The sequence below is a fragment of the Rheinheimera soli genome, assembly GCF_021290985.1.
GTDB classification, from domain to species: Bacteria; Pseudomonadota; Gammaproteobacteria; order Enterobacterales; family Alteromonadaceae; genus Pararheinheimera; species Pararheinheimera soli.
Window position 1 is genome coordinate 313979 of sequence record NZ_JAJOYU010000001.1, and the last position, 21478, is coordinate 335456.

The following is a 21478-nucleotide window of genomic DNA, read 5'->3' on the forward strand; positions in this document are numbered from 1 at the left end:
TTAGCAAGCAGCGGATACACAGACAATGCAAATCACCAAAGATACAGTGGTTCAGTTTCATTACACCTTATCAGACGACACTGGCGTATTAGAAAACTCCAGAAGTCAGGACCCGGTTTTATACCTGCAAGGTCATGGCAACCTGATTGAAGGTCTGGAAAAATCAATGGAAGGTCATCAGGCCGGTGATAAATTTACCGTCACTTTAGCCCCAGCCGACGCTTATGGCGAGATCGCTGCCGACTCCATTCAAAGCGTTCAGGTGAAACACCTGATGGGCGCAAAAAAATGGAAACCGGGCATGGTGGCCGTGGTCAATACAGAACAAGGTCAACGTCAAGTTACTGTAGTCAAAGTGGGCATGTTTAAAGCTGAAGTGGATACCAACCACCCATTAGCAGGCAAAACCTTAAGTTTTGATATTGATGTGATTGATGTGCGTGCCGCATCTGCAGAAGAAATCGAACATGGTCATGCCCATGGCGTAGGTGGTCATCACCATCACTAAGTCGCAGTCAGGCTTTTATTTCAGCCGGACTTTTTGGTTCAGCAGCTCTGTTGCAGTTGCTGAACTGAATTAACCCTTGTCCTTGGCCTGCGCTTTCGTTAGATTAATAGGATGTTAAAGAAAAGCTTGAGGCGTTATGCTGATGCGATATGTTGTAGCTCTTGTGGTACTGCTGTTTAGCAACTACAGTCTGGGCGAAGCATCAAAACCAATGCTGAACTGGGCAATTAATACAGGTCCTCCTTTTCATATAGTCGGCGGCACCTTTAACCAGCAAGGCCTGTGCGACCAGTTACTCTCCAGTATTCAAACTCATCTGCCTAACATCAGCCATCAGAATTTATTGATGCCGCAAACCCGTATCCATCAAGCATTAAATAACAGAGAAACCTTATGTTTCCCTTGCATGATCCACAGAGCCCAGCCGACTAAAACAGCGGTGTTCAGCACCCCCACTCATTGGTACAGACCTCAGGGCGTGATTACCCGTCAGGCGCTAGCCGATCATTTAACTGAACAGTTTGGCACGCCCCTGGTATTGACCAGACTACTCCAAGCTAAAATCTTTAAACTTGGACTGGCCGCAGGTCGCAGATATGGGGATATAGAACCTTTACTGGAGCCTCATCGTAAAAGTGAGTTAATACGCTCTGGGGATGATGGTCCTGTTGCCTTACTGAAAATGATCCAAAGTGGCCGTATTGATTACACTCTGGACTACGACATTATTCTGACTTACCTGAACAAAACAGCGCCGGAGCAAGCCAAAGGTTTGGTTTATGTGCCGATTGCAGAGTTATCTGCGCCTATTGCCGGAGCCGTGGGTTGCAGCAATAGCGATTGGGGCAAACAACAAATTGAACTCATTAACACTGTGATACCCAAAGTTCAGGCCGATCCGGCGTTTCGGCGCAGTCTTGAATTGTGGTTTGATGGCAAGGTTTTATCATCACCGTCGGAGCTAAAAATCAAGCAAGAGCAGTAATTGGAGATAAATCAGTATGTTTGATCGGCAAACTTCAGCAAAATTCAGCTGCAAAGCCTGCTTATACCAGTTAAAATCGATCGAAATGGCAGATGCCTGAACTCATGGATAAGAACTTGTCATCCCCACCAGATTTTAATCAAATGCAATTTGATAACTACCGCGACGAAAGACCGTCAGAGCAAGCTGCACCTATGGTTCAGCAGCGGCGTCGTCGCAGCCTGATCCCCTGGTTATTTATTTTATTGCTGCTTTCTGGCGCGGCGCTGGTCCTCTACGAGTTGTCCACAGCCCATTATCAATCCACAGAAATCAGTGCTTATGCGAAAAAGCTGACCTATAAGCTGCAATCAGGCCCAACAGAACAAGTGTCTTACCCTATAGCCGGGCCTTTTGACCAACGTTTAGGTTATTCCAAATTACCCAAATTTATTCCAGCTTTAACCCAGCGCAATTTTGTGGTTGAGCAACAAGCTGCGTTTTCGCCTGAAATGCTGTTTTACACTCAGTTAGGTTTTTTTCCGCCTTACCGTGAAAAAGCTCAGGGCGGACTATTAATTGGCGACTGCCGTAACGAAGAGTTGTTTTCTTTTTCTCATCCACAAAGAGTGTATAAACACCCGGCTGAGGTTCCTGCGGTAGTGCGTGACAGTCTGCTGTTTATAGAAAACCGTAAGTTATTAACCTCTCCTGCCCGCGCTAACCCTGCTGTCGACTGGCCACGTTTTATGATGGCTGCTGTGTCTCAGGTGACTAAAGTGTTAAATTTAGAAGGGCAATCAGCGGGCGGTAGTACTCTTGCAACCCAGATTGAAAAGTACCGCCACTCGCCACAAGGCTTAACCCAGGGCTTTACCGACAAGTTTTTGCAGATGGTGTCAGGCTCAGTGCGGGCTTATCGTTATGGTGCAGACACTTCGTTAACCCGGCATGAAGTGGTATTGGATTATTTAAACTCTGTACCTCTGTCCTCAGCTCCGGGTTTTGGTGAAGTGCATGGTGTGGGTGATGCGTTATGGGCCTGGTTTGGTACCGACTTTAGCCGTTTTAATCAGGTATTAAATGCTGAAGCTACAGAACAAAATAAAAGCTTAAGAGGCTTGGCTTTACGCCAGGTATTGGCGCTAATGATAGCCCAGCGTCGCCCCTCTTATTATTTATTGCAAGGTCATGATGATTTAGAGCAACTGACCAACAGCCATTTACGAGTGCTGGCCAATGCGAAAGTGATAGATAAAGATCTGGCCGATTCAGCCATGTCACAGCGTTTATTGTTTAAAGGTGGCAAAGGCCCTGGTATTAAACAAGATGCGCAAACGCTCAAAGGCATTAACGTCGCTCGTGGTCGGTTGGGTACTCTGCTGAATCAACAGCTTTATGATTTAGACCGGCTGGATTTAACGGCCGAAGTGTCCTTGCATCATGAACTGCAACAAAAAGTCAGTCATTACCTCAATAGCCTGGCCTCCCCTGTGGTCGCGGAAAAAGTCGGCTTGTTGGGTGAAAAATTATTAAGTGCCAGCAATACCGACAAAGTCACTTACAGTTTTACTTTGTTTGAAAAAACGCCTGGCGGTAACAGAGTGCGGGTGCAAACCGACAATACCGACCAGCCTTTTGATTTAAACGAAGGTAGTAAACTTGAGTTAGGTTCTACCGCGAAGTTACGGGTTCTGACCACTTATCTGGAAATAGTAGCCGAGCTGCATGACTCTTTTATTGATGAGCTGCCGGAAAACCTGTTAAACCTTGAAATAGCGCCAAACGATCATTTAACGCGCTGGGCTGCCACTTATATGGCGCACACAGCTGATCGTGATTTATCAAAAATGCTGGATGCAGCTTTACAACGCACTTATTCAGCCTCTCCTGCCGAACGTTTTTTTACTGGCGGTGGTTTGCAGGTGTTTAACAACTTCCAGAAAAAAGAAGACAGCAGAGTTCCTACTGTACTGGAGTCATTAAAAGAATCCATCAACCTGCCTTTTGTTCGTATTATGCGCGACATCGTATCCTACAGCAGCAGTTACCAGACCGCAGGCAGTACCTCGTTGTTACTGAAAAACGACAAAGACCCACGTCGTGAAGAATATTTACGCCGTTTTGCCGATAAAGAAGGCAGCTCGTTCCTGCAAAGGTTCTGGCGTAAGTACCAGAAAAAAACCGAAGAAGATCGCTTAAATACCTTTTTCGAAGGTTTAAAGCAAACACCGGATCGTTTAGCTGCAGTGCACCGTTACTTATTACCTGAGTCGGACTTTGCCAAATTCAGTGCCTTTTTGCAGCAACGTTTGCCTGAAGAAAACCTGACGGTCAAAGACATTGATGAACTGTATAACAAATACGGCCCGGGCAAATTCAGTCTGATGGATCAGGGCTATATAGCTCGTGTCCACCCGCTGGAATTATGGCTGCTAAGTTTTATGCAACAAAACCCGCAGGCCACTTTTACTGAAGCTGTGAATGCTTCGGCAGAGCAACGTCAGCAGGTGTACCGCTGGTTGTTCAGAACCTCTAACCGCAGCGCAAGGGATACCCGTATTCGCATTATGTTGGAAGTAGAGGCCTTTTTGGATATCCACCAGCGCTGGAAAAAACTGGGTTATGCTTTTGATCACCTGGTGCCATCACTGGGCACGGCTTTAGGCAGCTCAGGCGACAGGCCTGCATCATTGGCAGAGCTGATAGGTATTATTCAGAATGACGGCATGTTACTGCCGACTGTCAGGGTGGATCAGCTGCATTTCGCCGCCAATACACCTTATGAAGTCAAACTCAAGTATCAACCGAATGAAGCACAGCGCGTGATGAAACCAGAAGTAGCCAGAGCCCTGCGTTTTGCCTTGTCACAAGTAGCAGATGGCGGTACTGCCCGTCGCTTACAGGGATCATTCACTAAAGCTGATGGTTCGCCTTTAGTCATAGGTGGTAAAACAGGTACGGGTGATAACAAAATGGCAACCCAGGTGATCCGTGGCCGCACTGTGCAATCGACCACCATCAACCGCACTGCAACTTTTGTGTTTTACTTGGGAGAGAATCACTTCGGTACTCTAACCGCTTTTGTACCGGGTAAAGGCGCTGAAGATTTCAGTTTCACTTCTGCCCTGCCGCTGCAAGTTCTTAAAGGCATGGCGCCTATACTAAACCCTTATATCCAGCAAGGTCAGCTTTGCCGTTAATAAAGGGTCAGAGCTTTGGATCTGACCCTACAATCTGAGAGTAAGCCGATACCAGCGTCCTATAGCTCAGGTTATGACGACAACTCCGGTTTGTTTTTATCTTGTGAGTTAAAAACCAATATGCAGCTCAGAGTCAAAGACTCTGAGCCCGCCAAATGCCTTTAGGGAAATGTTCTTCTAGAAAACCTGCCAGCTCGGGTTGTGGTATAGGTCTGGCAATCAAATAGCCCTGCGCTATATCACAGCCCTGCTGACGCAATAGCTCCAGTTGCTCACGTGTCTCCACCCCTTCAGCAACGACCTGAAGTTGCAGCTTTTGCACCATGGCAATAGTAGAAGCAATGATTTGAAAATCAGCGGCGTTGTCCAGCATTCCTGACAAAAAGCTCTTATCAATTTTGATGCAGTCCATCGGCATTTTTTTCAGATAACTTAAGGACGAATAGCCGGTACCAAAATCGTCGATGGCAAAATGAATACCCATGGCTTTAATCTGCGACATGATGTTGAGCATAGTGTCTATGCTCTGCACCAAAGTACGCTCTGTCAGTTCCAGTTCAAAATAAGAGCCTTGCAGCTCGTATTTATCCAGTAGTCGTTTCAGTGTTGGGATTAATTCAGGGTCAACAAACTGTTCAGCCGACAAGTTAATGGCAATACGGAAATGATGCCAGCCACTGTGCAATAAACTCAGGCATTGCTGCATACATTGTTCGATGATCCAATAGCCCAGCGGCACTATTTGTCTGGATTGCTCCAGCACCGGGATAAACTCATCCGGCGGCACCATACCTCTGCTGGGGTGACGCCAGCGGATCAGGGCTTCAAAACCATACAAAGCCCCAGTGGCTATCGTCATTTGGGGCTGAAAACTGAGACTGAACTGGTTCAGTAACAACGCCTCTTTTAAATCCTGTTCCAGCAACACGCGCTGCTGCACCCGCTGATACATATCCAGGTTATAGGCCTGAGCGCCATTGCCACCATTCACTTTGACTTCATGCATAGCTAAATCGGCCTGACGAATTAAATCATCCGCATCTGTCGGCGTGGCCATACTTATGGTTAAACCTATGCTAACCGTCATGACAAAATTTTGCTGATCAATAGTCAAAGGCTGCTGAATACGTTGCAATACCTGACTGGCTAAACGAAAAGGCGCATCCGCATCTGCCTGTTGTGGCAATACAAAAACAAACTCATCGCCACCAAAACGACATAGCAAATCGTTGACACCACAACAATCTTTTAACCGCAGCGCAACCAGTTTCAGTAACTTATCTCCCTGCGCATGGCCCAGGCTGTCGTTGATACGTTTGAAGTCATCCAAATCAACAAAAAGCACAGCCAGAAATTTGTTCTCCGTGCTTTGGCTGCTCAACATACGTTCCAGTTGATACTGCAACATATTCCGGTTCGGCAATGTAGTCAGTAAGTCGTACATCGCCACTTTTTCCAGCTCATTGGTATGCTGTTCTACTTTATGGTTCAGTTGCTCCAGTTCAATACTTAACTCATCAGCAGCCTGACGTAATAAATCCACTTCATCCGGCCAGATGCTGGCATCAAACTGGCTTTGCTGACGAAAACCTGCATATTGTTTTTGTGATAGTAAAGGTAAAGCCTGACTGAGCTTTTTTAACCTCAAACTGATGCGGCGCATGATTAAATAGACCAGCAGCACCATACCGCCAAATAAAAATACGGAGGTAATGAGCAATTGACGACGATAGCCATTATTAGTAGCGACAAAATCACTGATATTGTCCACTACAGTCAGGTACACGCCCTGGCTTTGCATTTCAAAAGCGGAGATCAGGTACTGCTGGCCATTGTGATGCAATTCCAGCCCTTCACTTAAAGCCAAATCCGCTTCAAGATCTGAGACTTTTTGCAACAGTGCTTTGATTAACCCTGGGTTAGAGCTGGAGATCAGTTCGCGGTTGATTTTCCCTGTTGCGGATTTACTGGCACGGATCAAGGCCACATCAGAATTTAAGCTTTGATGCAACGCCGATAAAATATCAACCAGCGTTGTGGTCACTGTCATCACGGCCACTTCACCTGAGGCGTTCAGCACAGGCAAACTCAGCTGTTTGACACAAGACTGTACACATAAATTAATAGTCGATGGGCTTTGTTGTTTCAGCACCTTTTGCACTAAAGTGGGAGAAAAATAAGGGGTTTGCTGACCACTATTAAACAGCAGTTGCATATCGCTGTTGTGCAACCAAATTTGTTCAATATTCAGATGCAGTTGCATATTGGCGCTTTGTTCAGCCAGGTGCTGAATAAAAACTGAAAAATCAGGATGCTGGCTTAACTGCACCAGATCGGAAAAGCTTTCCAACCAGACCCGCAGCTGTTGCTCGATGATGGTATTTTGTTGCAGATACTGCTGTCGTGCCGATTCACGTTTGACCTGCTGCTGCTGATCAAACTCCTCGCTCATTCGCATCAAACCCAAACTGGTTTGCAGCACCGTCATACAAAGCAAAGCGCTGATGGTCGCCAGCAGAATTTTCCAGGGTAAACTAAATACAAAAGGCCGCATGCTATTTAAAACCAATACATCAGTTGCATAGCCCACATTTGCCAGTATTCAGATTTATTATGCTGCAAGTCCGGCATCACAGGGTACGCTAAACGTGCCGTGCCCTTCACCCAGTGGTGCTCCATGGTTAAGCGCAGATTGTCTGTAAAATCATAAGTTAAACCTAAAGTGACATCATCCTGATAACCAAAATAGGCAGGCACCATACCGCCTGTGCTTTGTGAAAACTTAACCCCACTGCGATCATCTTTGTCCAAATCAAAGATATCCACACTCAACAGTGCCCAGGTGCGTGGCATCAGGTTATAGCGCCCCTGCACATACCAGCCCTGACTAAAACTGTTGCGTTTAAAACCCGGTACATAAAAATCACTGATATCCAGCCGCTCCTGCACCCATTCACTGCTCAGCTCCCAGTACTCAGCTGCGTAACGGCCATTTAGCATCACCCTTTGCACTGTCATGGCACCATCGCTGTATAAATCCAGTTCGGCTTTTTTGTAGCTAAAATCTGAGTCGAGCAATGAAACACCCCACTGCCAGGCGGAGTGATCAGGTCGCCAAAACAGACTGGCCTGATGCACATAGTCCTGATCTGCATTGCCCTGGGCTTGTGTACTTAGCAGGATTTGGCTTTGCTCTTTACTTAAGTTGGTTGCACCCCAGCTCCAGTTCAGTTCAATTTCACCTATGCTGGTGTTGCGGGTAGCTTTTAGCGCCAAACCATCGCTGCCCACAGCAATATCGCGAAAAGAATCAAAATAGACAGATTGTGGCAGTACTATGGCATTGCGGGTAAAAGGCACATCGCGGGTGGCAGAATAAAGCCAATGTTGATTTTTAAAGCGACCAATAAACAAATTCAGTCGCCAGTCAAAATCGCTGTATAAAGTCCAGTCCAAAAATAAGTAATCCAGCCGGGTTCCTTTGGTATAGCGGCGGCCACCATCCAGATACACCACCTGTCCAGCCAGACGCAGCTTCTCTGACAAAGCCCAGGACATATTGACTCCAACATCGGTCAACTCCGCGGAAATACTGTCATCCAGATTAACGAAGTTAGTCTCAGGTGCCTGAATAAGGCCCTGTGAAATAAAACCATGCCATTGCAGTTCATCTGCCTGCAACTGCCATGAGCAGCTCAGCAGTAGTATAAGACACAGCTTACTGCGTAACATGAATGACTTTAAGCGTGGATAGTTCATCTGAATTCTCAATATAACCTATAGCCCCTTCGGTATTTGCTACCATTTCGCGCATTTGTTGCTCTGAAGTCAGCACCACAGGCGCTGCACCTAAACCCGAATAGGTAATTTTCTGCCAAATCCTGTCCAACTGATAAGGAAACATCTGCAGTTTCTCTTTGGCAAAACGCTGATGTATCGGATTTTTTGCTGACAACACAAAGACCCGGATCGCTTTGCCATCGGGCCAGTTTTGTTGCCGCATAGAATAGATGGCACGCAACTGAGTGACTGTCAGTTGGTCCATAGGCACGGCAGGATGCGTTACGACTTCAGTAGCTAAAGCAGAACATGCCCAAAGCACAAAGCCAGCAACGGCGAACTTGATATTCACGTCTTTGTGATTCCTCACTATATACCCGGATAGGTGCACTATCTTTGGATACACGTATTAAATGGCGGCAAGGGAGTTTGTGAAAAGTGTCGCCATGAAGCCTGGATTGTCCGCGCTCAGTATAGTAGCAGTAGTTGAAATTGTATTGTAGTGAAGAAAAAAAAGTAGTGTTTTCAGTGAAATGAGAATAACTCAGGCTCTATATGTCTCAACAAATGGTGAACAGTAAACGACGAAACAAGAGTTGATAACACTGAATAAACAGAGATTAAAAAAGGGCCCGCTGAGGGCCCTAAAATCACCAGGAACAGTGATGCATGCAACAAGTTTAAGCCCGTTCAGCATGCTGTATGCGCTTTACAAAAATGTGACAGCAGAGCGAAGCTTTGATGAAAACAAAAGATAAATCATGGTTTTACCATGGCCTGCTGAATTTGGTATTTAGCCAATAACAGTTGCCACTCCTGATCGGCAGGCATTTGTTGGATCACTTGCTGTAAAAACTGATGCAGCTGCGGATCGGTTTTACTGAGCATAAAGCGACGTTGGATCACGTCATGAGGTGTTTTGGCGACATAAAAATGTCTGGCCTGTTCACCGTGACTGAATTTATAAGACAAAGTGGAAGAACTGATGATGGTAAAGTCGCCACGCCCCAACCTCAGCATATCCAGCACATAATCTTCCTGTAAGGTATCGACCCGCTGCAAGATGCCAGAGGCAACCACCTCATCTATGCCTTTGTATGTATAGCCTTGTGAGCCAATAAAGGTTTTTCCTGTTAAATCAGTCAGGTCCTGATCCCGCACTGGTTTTCTCGCATCAGATACAAACATATCCTTGTCATGCAAAAAAGCAGCGGTAAACAGCATTTTTTCTGCCAGAGGCTTAAACCAGGTGGGTTGAACCCCTAGGACGACATCGACAAAAGGTTCTGCCAATAAGGCATCCAGTCGCTTTCTTGGCATTAACTCGGTTTTAAACTGGTACTTGTCTGTTTTGTGGTTTAAGTACGAGGCCAAATCAAAATACAAGCCACGCTCTTCTCCCCAATCAATCACATAAGGGGCTTTCAGATGATAAGTCAGCAATAACACCTGTTGTTTTGGCGCTGCATACCCATTCGCTGTAAAACTAAAACTCAGTAAAAAAATACAAAATCTAAACCACATAACCATAGATCCAAAACATCACTGGTGTGAGAGTAGATAAGTTTTACGTACTGAGCCAGTTTCAACAGCACTGGCAGTGTTCAATTTTTTTGCACTACAGAGGTGAAAAGCAACGGAAACGAAACATAACCACAGCTTTGAGCCAAACTGTGGTTATGTAGCACCTGTGAGATAGGAACTATTTAATAGTGAGTAACTGGACTAAAGCAACCCCAACAGCGGTAGCTGATTGTGGATTCTGCCCCGTCACCAGACGCTGATCCACCACCACTTTACTTTGCCAATTGGCTGCTGCACTGTAGCTGGAACCGCGTTTGATCAGTTCATCTTGCAAAGAGAATGGGACAACCTTGGTCAGTTTTACCTGCTCTTCTTCACTGTTGCTAAAACCTGTCACTGCTTTCCCTGAAATCAGATAGCTGCCATCAGCCAGTTTGATATTCAGTAAAGCAGCAGGACCATGACAAACTGCTGCCACTATGCCATTGTTCTGATAGAGATCTGCAGCAAATTGTTGTAACGCTTTATCCTGCGGGAAATCCCACATGGTGCCGTGACCACCGGCAAAAAGCACAGCGTTGTAATCTGAGGCTTTTAAAGCGTCCAGCTTCAAGGTCTGCTGTAATTTATTGCTGTGGGCACTGTCAGCCATAAACCATTGATTGACCTTATCAGCCTCTGCCAGACTGCGTTCGTCCACCGGCGCTTTACCACCAGCAATGCTGGCAATATCGACTTCAATACCAGCATTGACCAGTTCTTGGTAGGGATGCGTGACTTCACCTAACCAATAGCCGGTTTTTTCACTGGTGTTGCCCATTTGGCTGTGACTGGTGACTACGATCAGTACTTTAGCTGCTGCCATGGCGAAGCTGCTGTTTAACATCAGAGCTGCTGCCAGTCCAAGTTGTATCAGACCTGTTGATAATTTCATTTGTTTACCTTTGTGCTGTGGATTTGATGGTGCTTAGTGTGCAGTAAGGCTAAACTTCAAAGAAGTGAATTGATTTAATATCAGCTATCCAAATTATGAATATCAAAAATAAAGATCTGAATTTATTGCTGCTGTTTAAAGTCTTGTACGAGGAGTTGAATGTCAGCGCTGCAGCGACTCGTCTGAATCTGAGTCAGCCCGCACTTAGTCATAAACTGAATAAGCTACGCCATGAGTTTGCCGATCCACTTTTTGTCCGCGCTGCCAGGGGGTTAACTGCAACACCCAAAGCAATCAGTATCTCCACCGAAATATTGCAGCTGGTGTCTTCACTTGAAGGTTTTTATCAGCATCAAAGTGACGTAGATTTTTTAAATCAGGCCGACCGACTGGTGATCTACAGCACAGATTACATAGAAAGCTTATTACTGCCGGACTTGCTGCCACTGTTATCCGAGCAGGCACCACAAGTTCAGTTGGTGATGCGCCATACTCAGGGGGTTTTGCCTAAACAGCAGTTGGAACGTGGCGATTGTGATCTGGCCATTGCTGGCTTTTACCGTGATTTACCAGAGAGTTTTTATCAGCAACAATTGCAGAGCGAAGACTTTGTGGTACTGATGCGTCGTCAACATCCATTGGCCGAGCAGGAGCTGAATCTCGAACTCTATTGCCAAGCCAGGCATATAGTGACCACACTGACGGGCGATCTGGATGGCCTGGTTGATCAGGAATTAGCCAAAGCTGGATTAAAGCGTCAGGTCAGTACCGGAGTTTCAGGTTTTTTATCACCAGCCCATATAGTTCACAAAAATGATGTGCTGCTGACCTGCCTGCAATCAGTGGCGAATATCGCGGTGCAGGCGAACTCAAATTTGCTAATCAAAACCTGTCCTGTGTCATTACCACAAGTGCAGATCAGTCAGGTTTGGCACTCCAGAACTCAGGACGACCCGCTGAGACGCTGGTTACGCCAGCATATTTATCAATTGTTGCTTACAAAGTAAAAAAGCCGGCGAACCGGCTTTTTATGTCTCATTCAGCTTAGAAACTGACTCTTAAGCCTAAAGCTCCTGTACGACCGCTGTTACCACGGGCACCGTCTGAACCACGGTGAGTGATACGTTGCTGGTCAAACAGGTTTTCCACTTTGCCGTACACCTGAGTGAACTCATTAATACGGTAAGTCAAACTCCAGTCGACACTGAACAAAGATTCAGTAGCTAAGAACTCATCATCCACTCCAGCACGTCCACAGGTTGTGGTAGTGCAACTGCCATCGACATAACTGAAAACCATATAAGACTGCCACAGCGTGTCGTATTCAAGCCCAACCTGTACAGAGCCTATATGTTTTGGCGTGTAATCCAGCACATCACCTTTTTCTACACCAGGGGCTGAATCAGAGGCTTGGGTATATTCACCATCCGAGTAAGTATAAGTGGCACGAATTGGCATCACATAAGCACCTTGACGATACAGTTCACTGTAAGCACCAATTTCGACGCCATACACTTCTTTAGAACCTGTTTGTAAAGTGCCATCTACACGACCATCGGGGCAGCTGTTGGCTACAGAACAGTTGCGCAGCGCATTGCTGTAATCACTGTAAAACGACACTATATCCACACCAGTCTGATCACGACGGAAGCGCACACCGGCTTCATAATTATCGCTTTCCTCGCCTTCAGTACCTTGCACAGCCGTGCTACCCGGAGGTGCAAAACCCTGATGCATACCTGCCAGCAGAGTCCACTCGCCACTCAACGCATAATTGATACCTAAACCAGCGGTAGTTTTGGTTAAGTCATTGCTGTTCAGTTCGGTTTGTACGGCATTCAGGTTAGCGCGGCTTTTAATATTTTCATGGCGAACTACAGGTAAAAACAGCCAGTTCTGATAACTGATTTCATCCGCTACCCAATACGCCGTCGCTTTGGCGTCAGATGGCGTAACAGTACCGGCAACTTCCGAATTAAAAATCAGCCCGCCGTTGCGTTGGTCATAAATAACCTGAGCACCGCCTAACGAAAAAGCTTCATCTTCATGGCGACGAACACCAGCTCGCAGATTGTGACTGAGTTCACCGGTCACAAAGCCCTGATCCAGTTCAATTTGCGCACCTTTGGAATCAAAGTTCTGATAGTTCAGGCCATAACGTACGCCATTGGCATGAGTGGTATCAGCAGTGCCATGTAAAATGCCCTGAAGAAGCGCAGCGCCATTGTGTGGGTTGGTTCCGGCCAACTGGTTGTTCACTATCCAGTTTAAACCCGTGTTACCTATGCCCACACCGTTAATCTGGTTTAATCTTTTGTAATTACGGTAGGTCTGATTGCGATACAAAGTGGTGGTTAGATTAGTATCCGCAGCCAGTTCAATCTGGTGCTGTAAGCTGATGCTTTCGCGGCCGCGGCGCATTTGTTCCAGCTCACTTAACCCATAACGGCGATCTGGATTCTCAGCAAAATCAGCATCAGTAACACCCAGATAAGACACGTTATTGATCTCATCAGCATTTAAAAACTTCAGATTTACACTTTGCTTAAAGCGGGCTTCTGCAGCACTTTGCCAGCGTAATTTCGCCAGGTATTCAGTCTGATCCATACCTGCATCACGGGTTGAGCGATCTATCTGATGAAAACCATCATTTTCTTTCTGATAGGTCTCCAGCAGGTAAGCCCACTGCCCTTCTGTTGCACCGTAATTCGCATGAATTTTTTTGCCATCAAAGTTGGCTAATTCTGCATTGAGGAAACCTTTGGCTTCTGTCGGAATTGGAGTTGATACCAGATTCACAGCACCAGTCGCAGTCTGTGGGCCATAAAACATCACTTCAGGGCCTTTTAATACCTCAACCGCACTCATACGACCTACGTTTGGAAAATAGTAAGCAGAGGTGTTGGCGTAAGGAGCCATGGCAGCAGGAATACCATCTTCCATTATTGCAATACGATCGCTACGGCCAGAAGACGAAGCTCGAATACCTATACGCGGAAAAGTACCCTGACCATCTTCTTCACGCACATAGACACCTGGCACAGAACGTAAAATGCTGTGCACATTGGTAAATTCAAATTTTTGCAGCTCTTTTTCGCTGACCACATAGGCAGAGCCTGTGGTTTTGGTTGGATCTTCTTTGTGACCCACTATAGTAATTTTTTCTATTGCGGCTAAGTCTTCAGCTGCGACAGAGGCTGGCAACACAACAAAAGCATGAGCTACAGCCATAGCAACTAAGGCAGGTTTAAATGTCATTCGAACTATCCCCTTGCAATTCTAGTCAATATTTTTCGCCGGATTATATACGATAGTAAATGACAATAGTTCACATTAGTGATCTCTTTTTAATAAAAATTCCATATACTCTGATACAAAGCCTGCAACCTTACGTATAAATTATGAACCCACACTGGAGCCGCCTTATGCGTCCGTTAATTTTCATGTTCAGCCTTTTATTCATCACTTCATGCACTCAAGTTCCCGAAGCTGTGCAACCGGTCAGCCCTTTTGATTTAACTCAATATTTGGGGAAATGGCATGAAATTTCCCGATTGGATCATCGCTTTGAACGTGATTTAACTGAGGTAACAGCCCACTACAGCATCAGACCGGATGGTGGCGTAAAAGTGATCAACAGAGGATTGAACAGCGAAACAAACCAATGGGAAGAAGCGGAAGGCAAAGCTTATTTTGTCGACGCCCAAACCAAGGGGCTCTTAAAAGTGTCCTTTTTCGGTCCATTTTATGGCTCTTACATTGTCGCCAAACTTGAACCAGACTACAGCATGGCGCTGGTTATAGGCCCATCGCTGGACTATGCATGGATCCTAGCCCGAGATCCAAACCCTTCAGCACAACTTTGCCAACGTTATGAAGGCTACGCTCAAGACTTAGGTGTAAAGACCTCGGACTGGATTTCTGTAAGAGCGTGCAAAATCTGAGTCTGAATACATGTCGCTATAAAGCAAAAAGCAGCCGGTTAAAGGCTGCTTTTCTTCAGGTCTGCCGACTATTACTCCACAATAATTTCAAACAAACCACGCATATTAGCTTTGGCTGCATCTGAGCGTAAAACTGACGGATTTGCTTCATACTCCGCAGGATTTCTTTGGCCAAAACCTATAGTTTTAAAGCGATTGGCGTCCACACCTTCAGCTATTAAAAAGGCTTTAATCGACTGTGCCCGACGTTCGCTTAAGGCCTGATTGTATTCAGCTGTACCGCTGGCTGAGGTGTACCCTGCAATACGCACACGCGCCTGAGGATTAGCTTTTAACGTCTGAACATGCTGGCGTAAAATCACTTTGGTTTCGTTATTTAATTCAGCAGTGTCAAAATTAAAATGCACATCTTCCAGCACCAGCACTTCAGGCTGTTTCACCACAGCCTCTGACACTAAGGTAACTGGTGCGCTTTGCACAGGAATCGGTGCTGCTTGCGGTTCTGATTGGGTGGTTGAACCAAAACGGTAGACTAACCCTAGCGAATACAAATCCAGATCGCCTTTGTTACCCACTAAATCGTCCATGCGATAACGTTCGGCTTCCAGTCGCAGTGTCAAAGCGGCTGATAAGTCATATTTCAAACCCAGACCAAACTTATGTTTGGTGTAGCTGTCATCTTGGTTATAAGCTGCAGTGTTAATTAAACCATTGCTGCTATAGCGGGTTTTTGAATCATTTTGAGTCACGCCAATACGGGCTGTTGCCGAAAAGCGCTCTGTCAAAGGCAGTATACCCACCAGATCAAGATTCCAGCCCTTCAGGCCTGTTTCCCCTCTGAAATCAGTGATTGGCGAGGTATTAGCCAGAAAACTAAAATCATTCAGATCAAAATATCCCCCCTCTACGGCCAGATAAGTGCCAAATTGATAACCAACATAGGCTTTGTAACCCTGGTTGCTACTGTCTTCGTCAATCGAACTAACGCCAAAGCCATTGTCTTCCAGACTGGCCTGGATCCTTTCTGCATCAATACTGGCTTTAGACTGACCTATGTTCGCCCCCAGATACCAGCCATTTTGTTTATAGCTGGAGTGTTCTTGTGCCTGAACATTGGCCGACATCATCAGGGGCAAGCTGCTGGCGAAAACCAACATCACTTTTGCACTATTTAACTCTGTTAAGTTTTTCATTTCTTATTCCTTATCTCCGACTGACAAGCCTCTATTGAGGCTTGGTCACAGCATTGGCATCTAAAGTGACTTGCTCAGTCACGGAGAACAAACGACCTGTTACGGCAGTTCCTGTACCCAGATTGATTTGTGGCCAGGCAAATACGTTACCGGCAAAGCTGGTATTGCTGCCAAACACAGTGGCACCACCAGTCCGCCAGAATACATTCTTAGCCTGAGCGCCACCGGTCAGAACAATATTTCCACCCGGAGCTCCGGTCGTGAAGGTACCCGCAATCACAAAGATAAAGACCGAATCCGGATCGCCCTGTGCATCCAGCGTCAGGTTGCCCTGCTGGATGATGACATTACCGGCATTACGGTAAACGCCACGAGTCATCACCAGACCACCCAATTCAGCAGGCAAGGCCTGAGTTGCGGCAGCAGGATTAGGATCAGCGGCTAAAAATGTTGCAGCTACACCTAAATCAGTGCGAACCTGGTTAATAAAGGCCACCATAGATGCATAAGGCACAGGCACTAGATAAGGTGGAGTTGTATCATCAGCGGCATAAGACACACCGTTTGTCAGCTGAGTAAACTGACCTGCGACTGGCCCAGCAGTAAAACCTGCATAAGCTGTGCGGGCTAAATCAAGAATGGCCATATCACCATCAGCGACGGCAGAGCCTGCAGTTGTAGTGATAGCCTGGCTGGCTATCATGACAAAACGTTGCAGTTCACCCATAGCCGGAGCCTGAGGATTATTGGCTAAAGCAGCCGTCACTGTCAGCTCTGCACTGTCTTGTGCAGCCCCCATAGTCGCAGTAATAGTGCTGCTGCCTGCAGCCATTGCTGTTGCCAAACCACTGTTTGGCTGACCACTGGCATTCATCACTGCAACGCCAGTATTGCTGGACGTCCATACCACTGTGCTGGTGATATTGATTCTGCTGCCGTCAGTGTAAACGCCTGTTGCAATGAACTGCTCAGTTTCATTCACTACAGCTGATGCATTCTCTGGAGTCACTTCAAGAGCCGTCAGAGTAGCCGCTGTTACCGTCAGAGTGGTGCTGCCTTCTAACCCGGCAAAACTGGCACGGATCAACGAAGTACCAGCAGACAAACCTGTAGCAAGGCCGCTGTTTGCAGCAAGACTGGCGTTCATACTGGCCACAGCAATAGTGCCTGATGTCCAGTTAGCAACAGGGGTCAGATCCGCAGTACTGCCGTCACTGTAAGTTCCGGTTGCATTAAACTGACGGGTTAAACCATCCACCACACTTGGGTTTAACGGAGTAACACTGATACTGCTTAAGCTTGCATTGGTTACTGTCAGAGTTGCAGCACCAGAGATGCTGCCCAAAGTCGCACTAATTTGTACTACACCTGCAGCCTGACCTGTAGCCAAACCACTGGCTGAGTTACCATTGGCATTCATAGTGGCGGTTTGAGTATTGGCCGAAGCCCAGATCACAGACTGGCTGATATTCAGTGTAGAACCATCAGAATAAATACCTGTGGCCACAAACTGGCGATTCAGACCCATTGCAACAGAGGAAATCACAGGGGTTACACTGATAGAACTTAAAGTTGCAGCAGTCACAGTCAGAGTCGCTTCTGCCGATACAGCCGCCAGTGTAGCGCGAATTTGCACTGTGCCAGCGCTTAGTCCTGCCACTAGCCCACTGTTGCTCTGCATATTGGCATTAGGTAAAGCCACAGCATTATCGGATGAGGTCCAGCTGACCAAAGAGGTCAGATTATCTGAGGAGCCATCTGAGTAAATACCTGTTGCGGTAAACTGTCTGCTCTGACCTGAAACCAGGCTGCTCAGTGCTGGTGTAACCACCAGACCCGTTAATGTCGCGCTGTTGACCGTTAAACTAGCGCTACCTGAGACAGAAGCTAAAGTTGCGGTGATTTGCACTGCGCCTGCAGCCTGACCTGTCGCCAAACCACTATTCACAGCACCATTGGCGTTCATAGTGGCAATTTGCGTATCAGCGGATGCCCAAACCGCTGAGCGGCTGACATCAAAAGAGCTGCCATCTGAATAGTTAGCTGTAGCAATAAACTGACGCGACAAACCCGTTGTTACCGTGGAAATAAGCGGCGTAACCACAATACTGCTCAAGGTCGCATTGCTGACTGTCAGCATGGTTTCAGCCGAAACTGCGCCTAAAGTTGCACTGATTTGAGTAGTACCGGCAGCAAGTCCTGCAGCTAAACCATGATTTGCACCTGCAGCAGAATCAATGGCAGCAATGGCCTGAGCACTGGAAGCCCAACTGACTAAAGCACTGATATCCTGAGACGATCCATCTGAATACACCCCTGTTGCACTGTACTGCCGACTGACACCAACAAATAACTGCGCATTGACCGGAGCCAGCTGTATCGACATCAGTACCGCATCAGTCACAGTCAGACTGGTACTGGCCGATAAATCACCCAGCGTGACACTGATTTGTGTAGTACCAGGCGCAACTGCTGTTGCTAAACCACTTGAGGTGCTTTGATCAGGCATCATCACAGCGATGGAGGTGTCACTGGATAACCAGTTGACTGCTGTACTGATATCTTCAGCGCTGCCGTCAGAATACACCCCTGTTGCAATAAATTGAGTGGTTAAGCCGTCAGCTACTGATGCATCCAGAGGACTGATACTAATGCTGGTTAATACTGCATTGGTGACAGTTAAAAGTGTAGTGGCCGATATGCCGGCAAAAGAGGCAGTAATCACAGATGTACCAGGCTGCAACGCCGAAGCCATGCCCTGGTTATTGATAGAGGCTACAGCTGTTGTGGCTGAACTCCATGCAACCTTAGTGCTGATATCCTGCGAGGTACCGTCAGCGTAGACGCCTAAGGCAATAAATTGCTGATTTAAACCTGCAGCCAGGCTTGGGTTGGCCGGAGATAACAAAATAGATCGAAGCCCATCTATCGGCTCCAGTCCAAGAATTGGGTCTTTTTTATCACCATTACAAGCGGTGATAAATAACAATACAAGCAGGCTAAGCAGCCACCTGTAACAGGCGCTTACCTGCATTTTTTGATTTTTTTCCATGATGTCTATCCCTTCTCTTAGTTGACGCTGACGCGTAAAACACGTTCAGCTGAGAAGCTTTTCTCACGGCAAACTAAGCACGTCTGTGTGCTGTCGCACAGATAGATTTTTATATTTACAGCGGCCTATATCAGTTGCTGACTGGTGTCCAAAACAATGTAAAAAATTACTTAAAAACGGTGATTTTCGGAGTTAATTTGACTTGAAATAAAAGCTATAACCCCCTTGCTTCGGCCTTCCGATCAGTAACTTTTGGCAGGGCTGTAACATATAAAAAGCAGCCAATGTGAGGCTGCTTTTTGATTAGTATGTCTTCACCTTACTCAACAATAATTTCAAACAAACCACGCATATTGGCTTTCGCCGCATCTGAGCGTAAAACTTCTGGATTAGCTTCGTATTCAGCAGGGTTGCGTTGACCAAAACCTATAGTTTTGAATCTGTTGGCATCCACACCTTCAAGGATCAAAAAAGCTTTGATTGACTGGGCACGACGTTCGCTTAAGGCCTGATTGTATTCAGCTGTACCGCTTGCTGAGGTGTACCCTGCAATACGCACACGCGCTTGCGGATTGGCTTTTAAGGTCTGAACATGCTGGCGCAATATCACTCTGGTATTGTCATTTAATTCGGCTGTATCAAAATTAAAATGCACATCTTCCAGCACCAGCACTTCAGGTTCATCAGCAGCAGTTTCTGCGACAGCCACAGGTTCAGCAGCGCGTACAGGTTGTGGCGCAGGAGTGGCAGCATAAGTTGGCTCTGTTTTGCCAAAGCGCAACATTAAACCTAAAGAATACATATCCACGTCACCACTGTGAGCGAGCAAATCGTCTAAGCGATAGCGTTCGGCTTCCAGTCGCACCGACAAAATAGGTGAAATATTGTATTGCAGTCCCAGACCGTATTTGTGTTTTGTATAGCTGCCATCTTCATTGTAGCCGGTGACATCTACCAAGCCATTGCTGCTATAGGTATTTGAAGTTTCGTTTTGAGTCACACCAATACGGGCAAAACCAGAGAAATCTTCGGTAAAAGGCATAATGCCGACTAAATCAAGATTCCAGCCCAATAGCTTGGTTTTACCGCGAAAATCGCTGGTTGGTGTCGTGTTTGCAAGTGCGTGGAAACCACCCACATTAAAGTAACCACCTTCTACAGCCAGATAAGGATTAAACTTATAACCCACAAAAATTTTATAGCCTTCGCTGCGACGGTCTTCCAACACAGAGTTAATATTAAAACCCTGATTTTCTAAATCAGTGCGTATAGTATCCTGCTCGATTCCGGCAATAGATTTACCGATGTTCATACCAGCAGACCAGCCATTTTCTTCAAAATTGCTGTAATCCATTGCTTGAGCTGCTGGGATCGTCAGTACTGACAAAAGGCTTAAAACCAAAGGCTTCAAACGAAAAAATGGGCTTGTTTTTTGAGTTGTTGATAACAAATTCAGAGCAGTACTTTGCTGTCCTATAACTTGCACATTCCTTGTAGCCTGATAGCTGTTCATAGTTTTTATATTCCTGTAGTTAAAGCTGAGGTGTTCATTACATTCAGCTAGACAGGTTTTCTCATAACCAAGAACAAGCGTCTGTGTGCCAGCGTACCGATAGGTAAATAGTGAACAAAAAGCTATGTATTCGGCTATTTAGTATGCAAACAATGATGCAAACAACAGGTGTCACTTAAGGGGATAAAATCAGAAATACCGCAAATAAAGCACAGAGGAATCGAAGAAAACAGGGGGTAAAAAAACAACGAGCCTTAGGCTCGTCGGACAAGACTCGCAATAAAAAGTAAAACTACGGCACCTGCTGTTGCTGTAACAATAGAGCCTAATAAGCCGCTGGCGCTGATCCCCAACATACCAAACAAAGCACCGCCCAACACAGCGCCCACTATACCGACTATGATATTGCCCAGCAGACCAAAGCCACTGCCTTTCATAATAAGACCGCCAAGCCAACCAGCTGTGGCACCTATTGCAAGAAATACTAATAATCCAGTTAAACTCATTGCCATTCCCTCTGCTTGTTTAACGCTTAAAAGCTAAAAAGAGGCCTGCCACAATACTGATAGCACCACCAATATAAAACTGCATCACTTTGTCGGTCTCTGCGCCAGTCACTACTTCAGTCAGCTGCGACTGCACTGAATCTGATAATTGAAAGCCCCAGTAAACCAAACCAAGGCCCAGCACTAACAACACTAAGCCAACCAGTTTTAATAACGAATTTGTTCCATTAGCCATATTTAATCCCTCAACATTTGATAAAAAACCACGGTCCAGACGCTACAAAATCTCATAGATAAGCCCGGTACCAGTACAGTATTAGTCTAGCCAGCCTGAACCTCACCTGAAGTCAGTCGTTA

The 21478-nt window shown here is 46.2% G+C and carries 16 protein-coding genes; 5 read left to right on the forward strand and 11 right to left on the reverse strand.

What is annotated here, in order from left to right; all coding sequences use genetic code 11:
• Nucleotides 1-25: 25 nt before the first annotated feature.
• The 3 genes from LSG37_RS01495 to LSG37_RS01505 all read left to right on the forward strand — a co-directional run bounded on the left by LSG37_RS01495 (nt 26) and on the right by LSG37_RS01505 (nt 4675).
• Complete coding sequence (locus LSG37_RS01495) at nt 26-508, forward strand: FKBP-type peptidyl-prolyl cis-trans isomerase (RefSeq protein ID WP_233078091.1); 483 nt, start codon at nt 26-28, stop codon at nt 506-508.
• 142 nt (nt 509-650) lie between these two features.
• Nucleotides 651-1493, forward strand: a complete 843-nt coding sequence (locus LSG37_RS01500) for a hypothetical protein (protein WP_233078092.1) — start codon at nt 651-653, stop codon at nt 1491-1493.
• 116 nt (nt 1494-1609) lie between these two features.
• A complete protein-coding gene (locus tag LSG37_RS01505; protein ID WP_233078093.1) occupies nt 1610-4675 on the forward strand; it encodes a transglycosylase domain-containing protein in 3066 nt (1021 codons plus the stop codon).
• Between the two features lie 133 nt (nt 4676-4808).
• Here the strand turns inward: LSG37_RS01505 and LSG37_RS01510 are convergent, their stop codons facing one another.
• The 5 genes from LSG37_RS01510 to LSG37_RS01530 all read right to left on the reverse strand — a co-directional run bounded on the left by LSG37_RS01510 (nt 4809) and on the right by LSG37_RS01530 (nt 10913).
• Complete coding sequence (locus LSG37_RS01510) at nt 4809-7229, reverse strand: bifunctional diguanylate cyclase/phosphodiesterase (protein ID WP_233078094.1); 2421 nt, start codon at nt 7227-7229, stop codon at nt 4809-4811.
• Between the two features lie 5 nt (nt 7230-7234).
• Nucleotides 7235-8434, reverse strand: a complete 1200-nt coding sequence (locus LSG37_RS01515) for an OprO/OprP family phosphate-selective porin (protein ID WP_233078095.1) — start codon at nt 8432-8434, stop codon at nt 7235-7237.
• On the reverse strand, nt 8394-8807 hold the full coding sequence (locus LSG37_RS01520) for a substrate-binding domain-containing protein (protein WP_233078096.1): 414 nt from the start codon (nt 8805-8807) through the stop codon (nt 8394-8396). Before LSG37_RS01520 ends, LSG37_RS01515 begins: the two co-directional genes overlap by 41 nt.
• A 407-nt stretch (nt 8808-9214) precedes the next feature.
• Entirely contained in the window at nt 9215-9979 is a 765-nt protein-coding gene (locus tag LSG37_RS01525) for a substrate-binding periplasmic protein (protein WP_233078097.1), read from the reverse strand.
• Between the two features lie 178 nt (nt 9980-10157).
• Nucleotides 10158-10913, reverse strand: coding sequence for a type 1 glutamine amidotransferase domain-containing protein (locus LSG37_RS01530; RefSeq protein WP_233078098.1), 756 nt, complete (start codon nt 10911-10913; stop codon nt 10158-10160).
• A 95-nt stretch (nt 10914-11008) separates the two neighbouring features.
• Between LSG37_RS01530 and LSG37_RS01535 the strand changes: the two genes are divergently transcribed.
• Complete coding sequence (locus tag LSG37_RS01535; protein ID WP_233078099.1) at nt 11009-11920, forward strand: LysR family transcriptional regulator; 912 nt, start codon at nt 11009-11011, stop codon at nt 11918-11920.
• Between the two features lie 37 nt (nt 11921-11957).
• Here the strand turns inward: LSG37_RS01535 and LSG37_RS01540 are convergent, their stop codons facing one another.
• Nucleotides 11958-14171 (reverse strand): TonB-dependent receptor family protein, encoded by a 2214-nt coding sequence (locus LSG37_RS01540; RefSeq protein ID WP_233078100.1) that lies wholly within the window; start codon nt 14169-14171, stop codon nt 11958-11960.
• Nucleotides 14172-14338: 167 nt separating this feature from the next.
• Here LSG37_RS01540 and LSG37_RS01545 point away from each other — a divergent pair, with 167 nt between their 5' ends.
• Nucleotides 14339-14857 carry a lipocalin family protein gene (locus tag LSG37_RS01545; protein ID WP_233078101.1) on the forward strand — a complete coding sequence of 173 codons (519 nt, stop codon included), beginning with the start codon at nt 14339-14341 and terminating at the stop codon, nt 14855-14857.
• Between the two features lie 71 nt (nt 14858-14928).
• On the opposite strand, the gene LSG37_RS01550 is transcribed toward LSG37_RS01545, so the two are convergent.
• From LSG37_RS01550 to LSG37_RS01570, 5 genes are all read right to left on the reverse strand, one after another.
• On the reverse strand, nt 14929-16050 hold the full coding sequence (locus LSG37_RS01550; RefSeq protein ID WP_233078102.1) for an OmpA family protein: 1122 nt from the start codon (nt 16048-16050) through the stop codon (nt 14929-14931).
• A 31-nt stretch (nt 16051-16081) separates the two neighbouring features.
• Nucleotides 16082-19102, reverse strand: a complete 3021-nt coding sequence (locus tag LSG37_RS01555; RefSeq protein WP_233078103.1) for an Ig-like domain-containing protein — start codon at nt 19100-19102, stop codon at nt 16082-16084.
• A gap of 319 nt (nt 19103-19421) precedes the next feature.
• Nucleotides 19422-20615: an OmpA family protein gene (locus tag LSG37_RS01560; RefSeq protein WP_269836416.1), complete on the reverse strand. Its 1194-nt coding sequence runs from the start codon at nt 20613-20615 to the stop codon at nt 19422-19424.
• 254 nt (nt 20616-20869) lie between these two features.
• On the reverse strand, nt 20870-21121 hold the full coding sequence (locus LSG37_RS01565) for a GlsB/YeaQ/YmgE family stress response membrane protein (RefSeq protein WP_233078105.1): 252 nt from the start codon (nt 21119-21121) through the stop codon (nt 20870-20872).
• Nucleotides 21122-21140: 19 nt separating this feature from the next.
• Nucleotides 21141-21356, reverse strand: coding sequence for a DUF3185 family protein (locus LSG37_RS01570; protein ID WP_233078106.1), 216 nt, complete (start codon nt 21354-21356; stop codon nt 21141-21143).
• Nucleotides 21357-21478: the final 122 nt, after the last annotated feature.

Excerpts from the sequence above, each read along its gene's own strand:
- LSG37_RS01495 (WP_233078091.1), top strand. The coding sequence starts at position 26 with ATGCAAATCACCAAAGATACAGTGGTTCAGTTTCATTACACCTTATCA.
- LSG37_RS01500 (WP_233078092.1), top strand. The coding sequence starts at position 651 with ATGCGATATGTTGTAGCTCTTGTGGTACTGCTGTTTAGCAACTACAGT.
- LSG37_RS01510 (WP_233078094.1), bottom strand. The coding sequence starts at position 7,229 with ATGCGGCCTTTTGTATTTAGTTTACCCTGGAAAATTCTGCTGGCGACC.
- LSG37_RS01515 (WP_233078095.1), bottom strand. The coding sequence starts at position 8,434 with ATGAACTATCCACGCTTAAAGTCATTCATGTTACGCAGTAAGCTGTGT.
- LSG37_RS01525 (WP_233078097.1), bottom strand. The coding sequence starts at position 9,979 with ATGTGGTTTAGATTTTGTATTTTTTTACTGAGTTTTAGTTTTACAGCG.
- LSG37_RS01530 (WP_233078098.1), bottom strand. The coding sequence starts at position 10,913 with ATGAAATTATCAACAGGTCTGATACAACTTGGACTGGCAGCAGCTCTG.
- LSG37_RS01535 (WP_233078099.1), top strand. The coding sequence starts at position 11,009 with ATGAATATCAAAAATAAAGATCTGAATTTATTGCTGCTGTTTAAAGTC.
- LSG37_RS01540 (WP_233078100.1), bottom strand. The coding sequence starts at position 14,171 with ATGACATTTAAACCTGCCTTAGTTGCTATGGCTGTAGCTCATGCTTTT.
- LSG37_RS01545 (WP_233078101.1), top strand. The coding sequence starts at position 14,339 with ATGCGTCCGTTAATTTTCATGTTCAGCCTTTTATTCATCACTTCATGC.
- LSG37_RS01550 (WP_233078102.1), bottom strand. The coding sequence starts at position 16,050 with ATGAAAAACTTAACAGAGTTAAATAGTGCAAAAGTGATGTTGGTTTTC.
- LSG37_RS01555 (WP_233078103.1), bottom strand. The coding sequence starts at position 19,102 with ATGGAAAAAAATCAAAAAATGCAGGTAAGCGCCTGTTACAGGTGGCTG.
- LSG37_RS01560 (WP_269836416.1), bottom strand. The coding sequence starts at position 20,615 with ATGAACAGCTATCAGGCTACAAGGAATGTGCAAGTTATAGGACAGCAA.
- LSG37_RS01565 (WP_233078105.1), bottom strand. The coding sequence starts at position 21,121 with ATGAGTTTAACTGGATTATTAGTATTTCTTGCAATAGGTGCCACAGCT.
- LSG37_RS01570 (WP_233078106.1), bottom strand. The coding sequence starts at position 21,356 with ATGGCTAATGGAACAAATTCGTTATTAAAACTGGTTGGCTTAGTGTTG.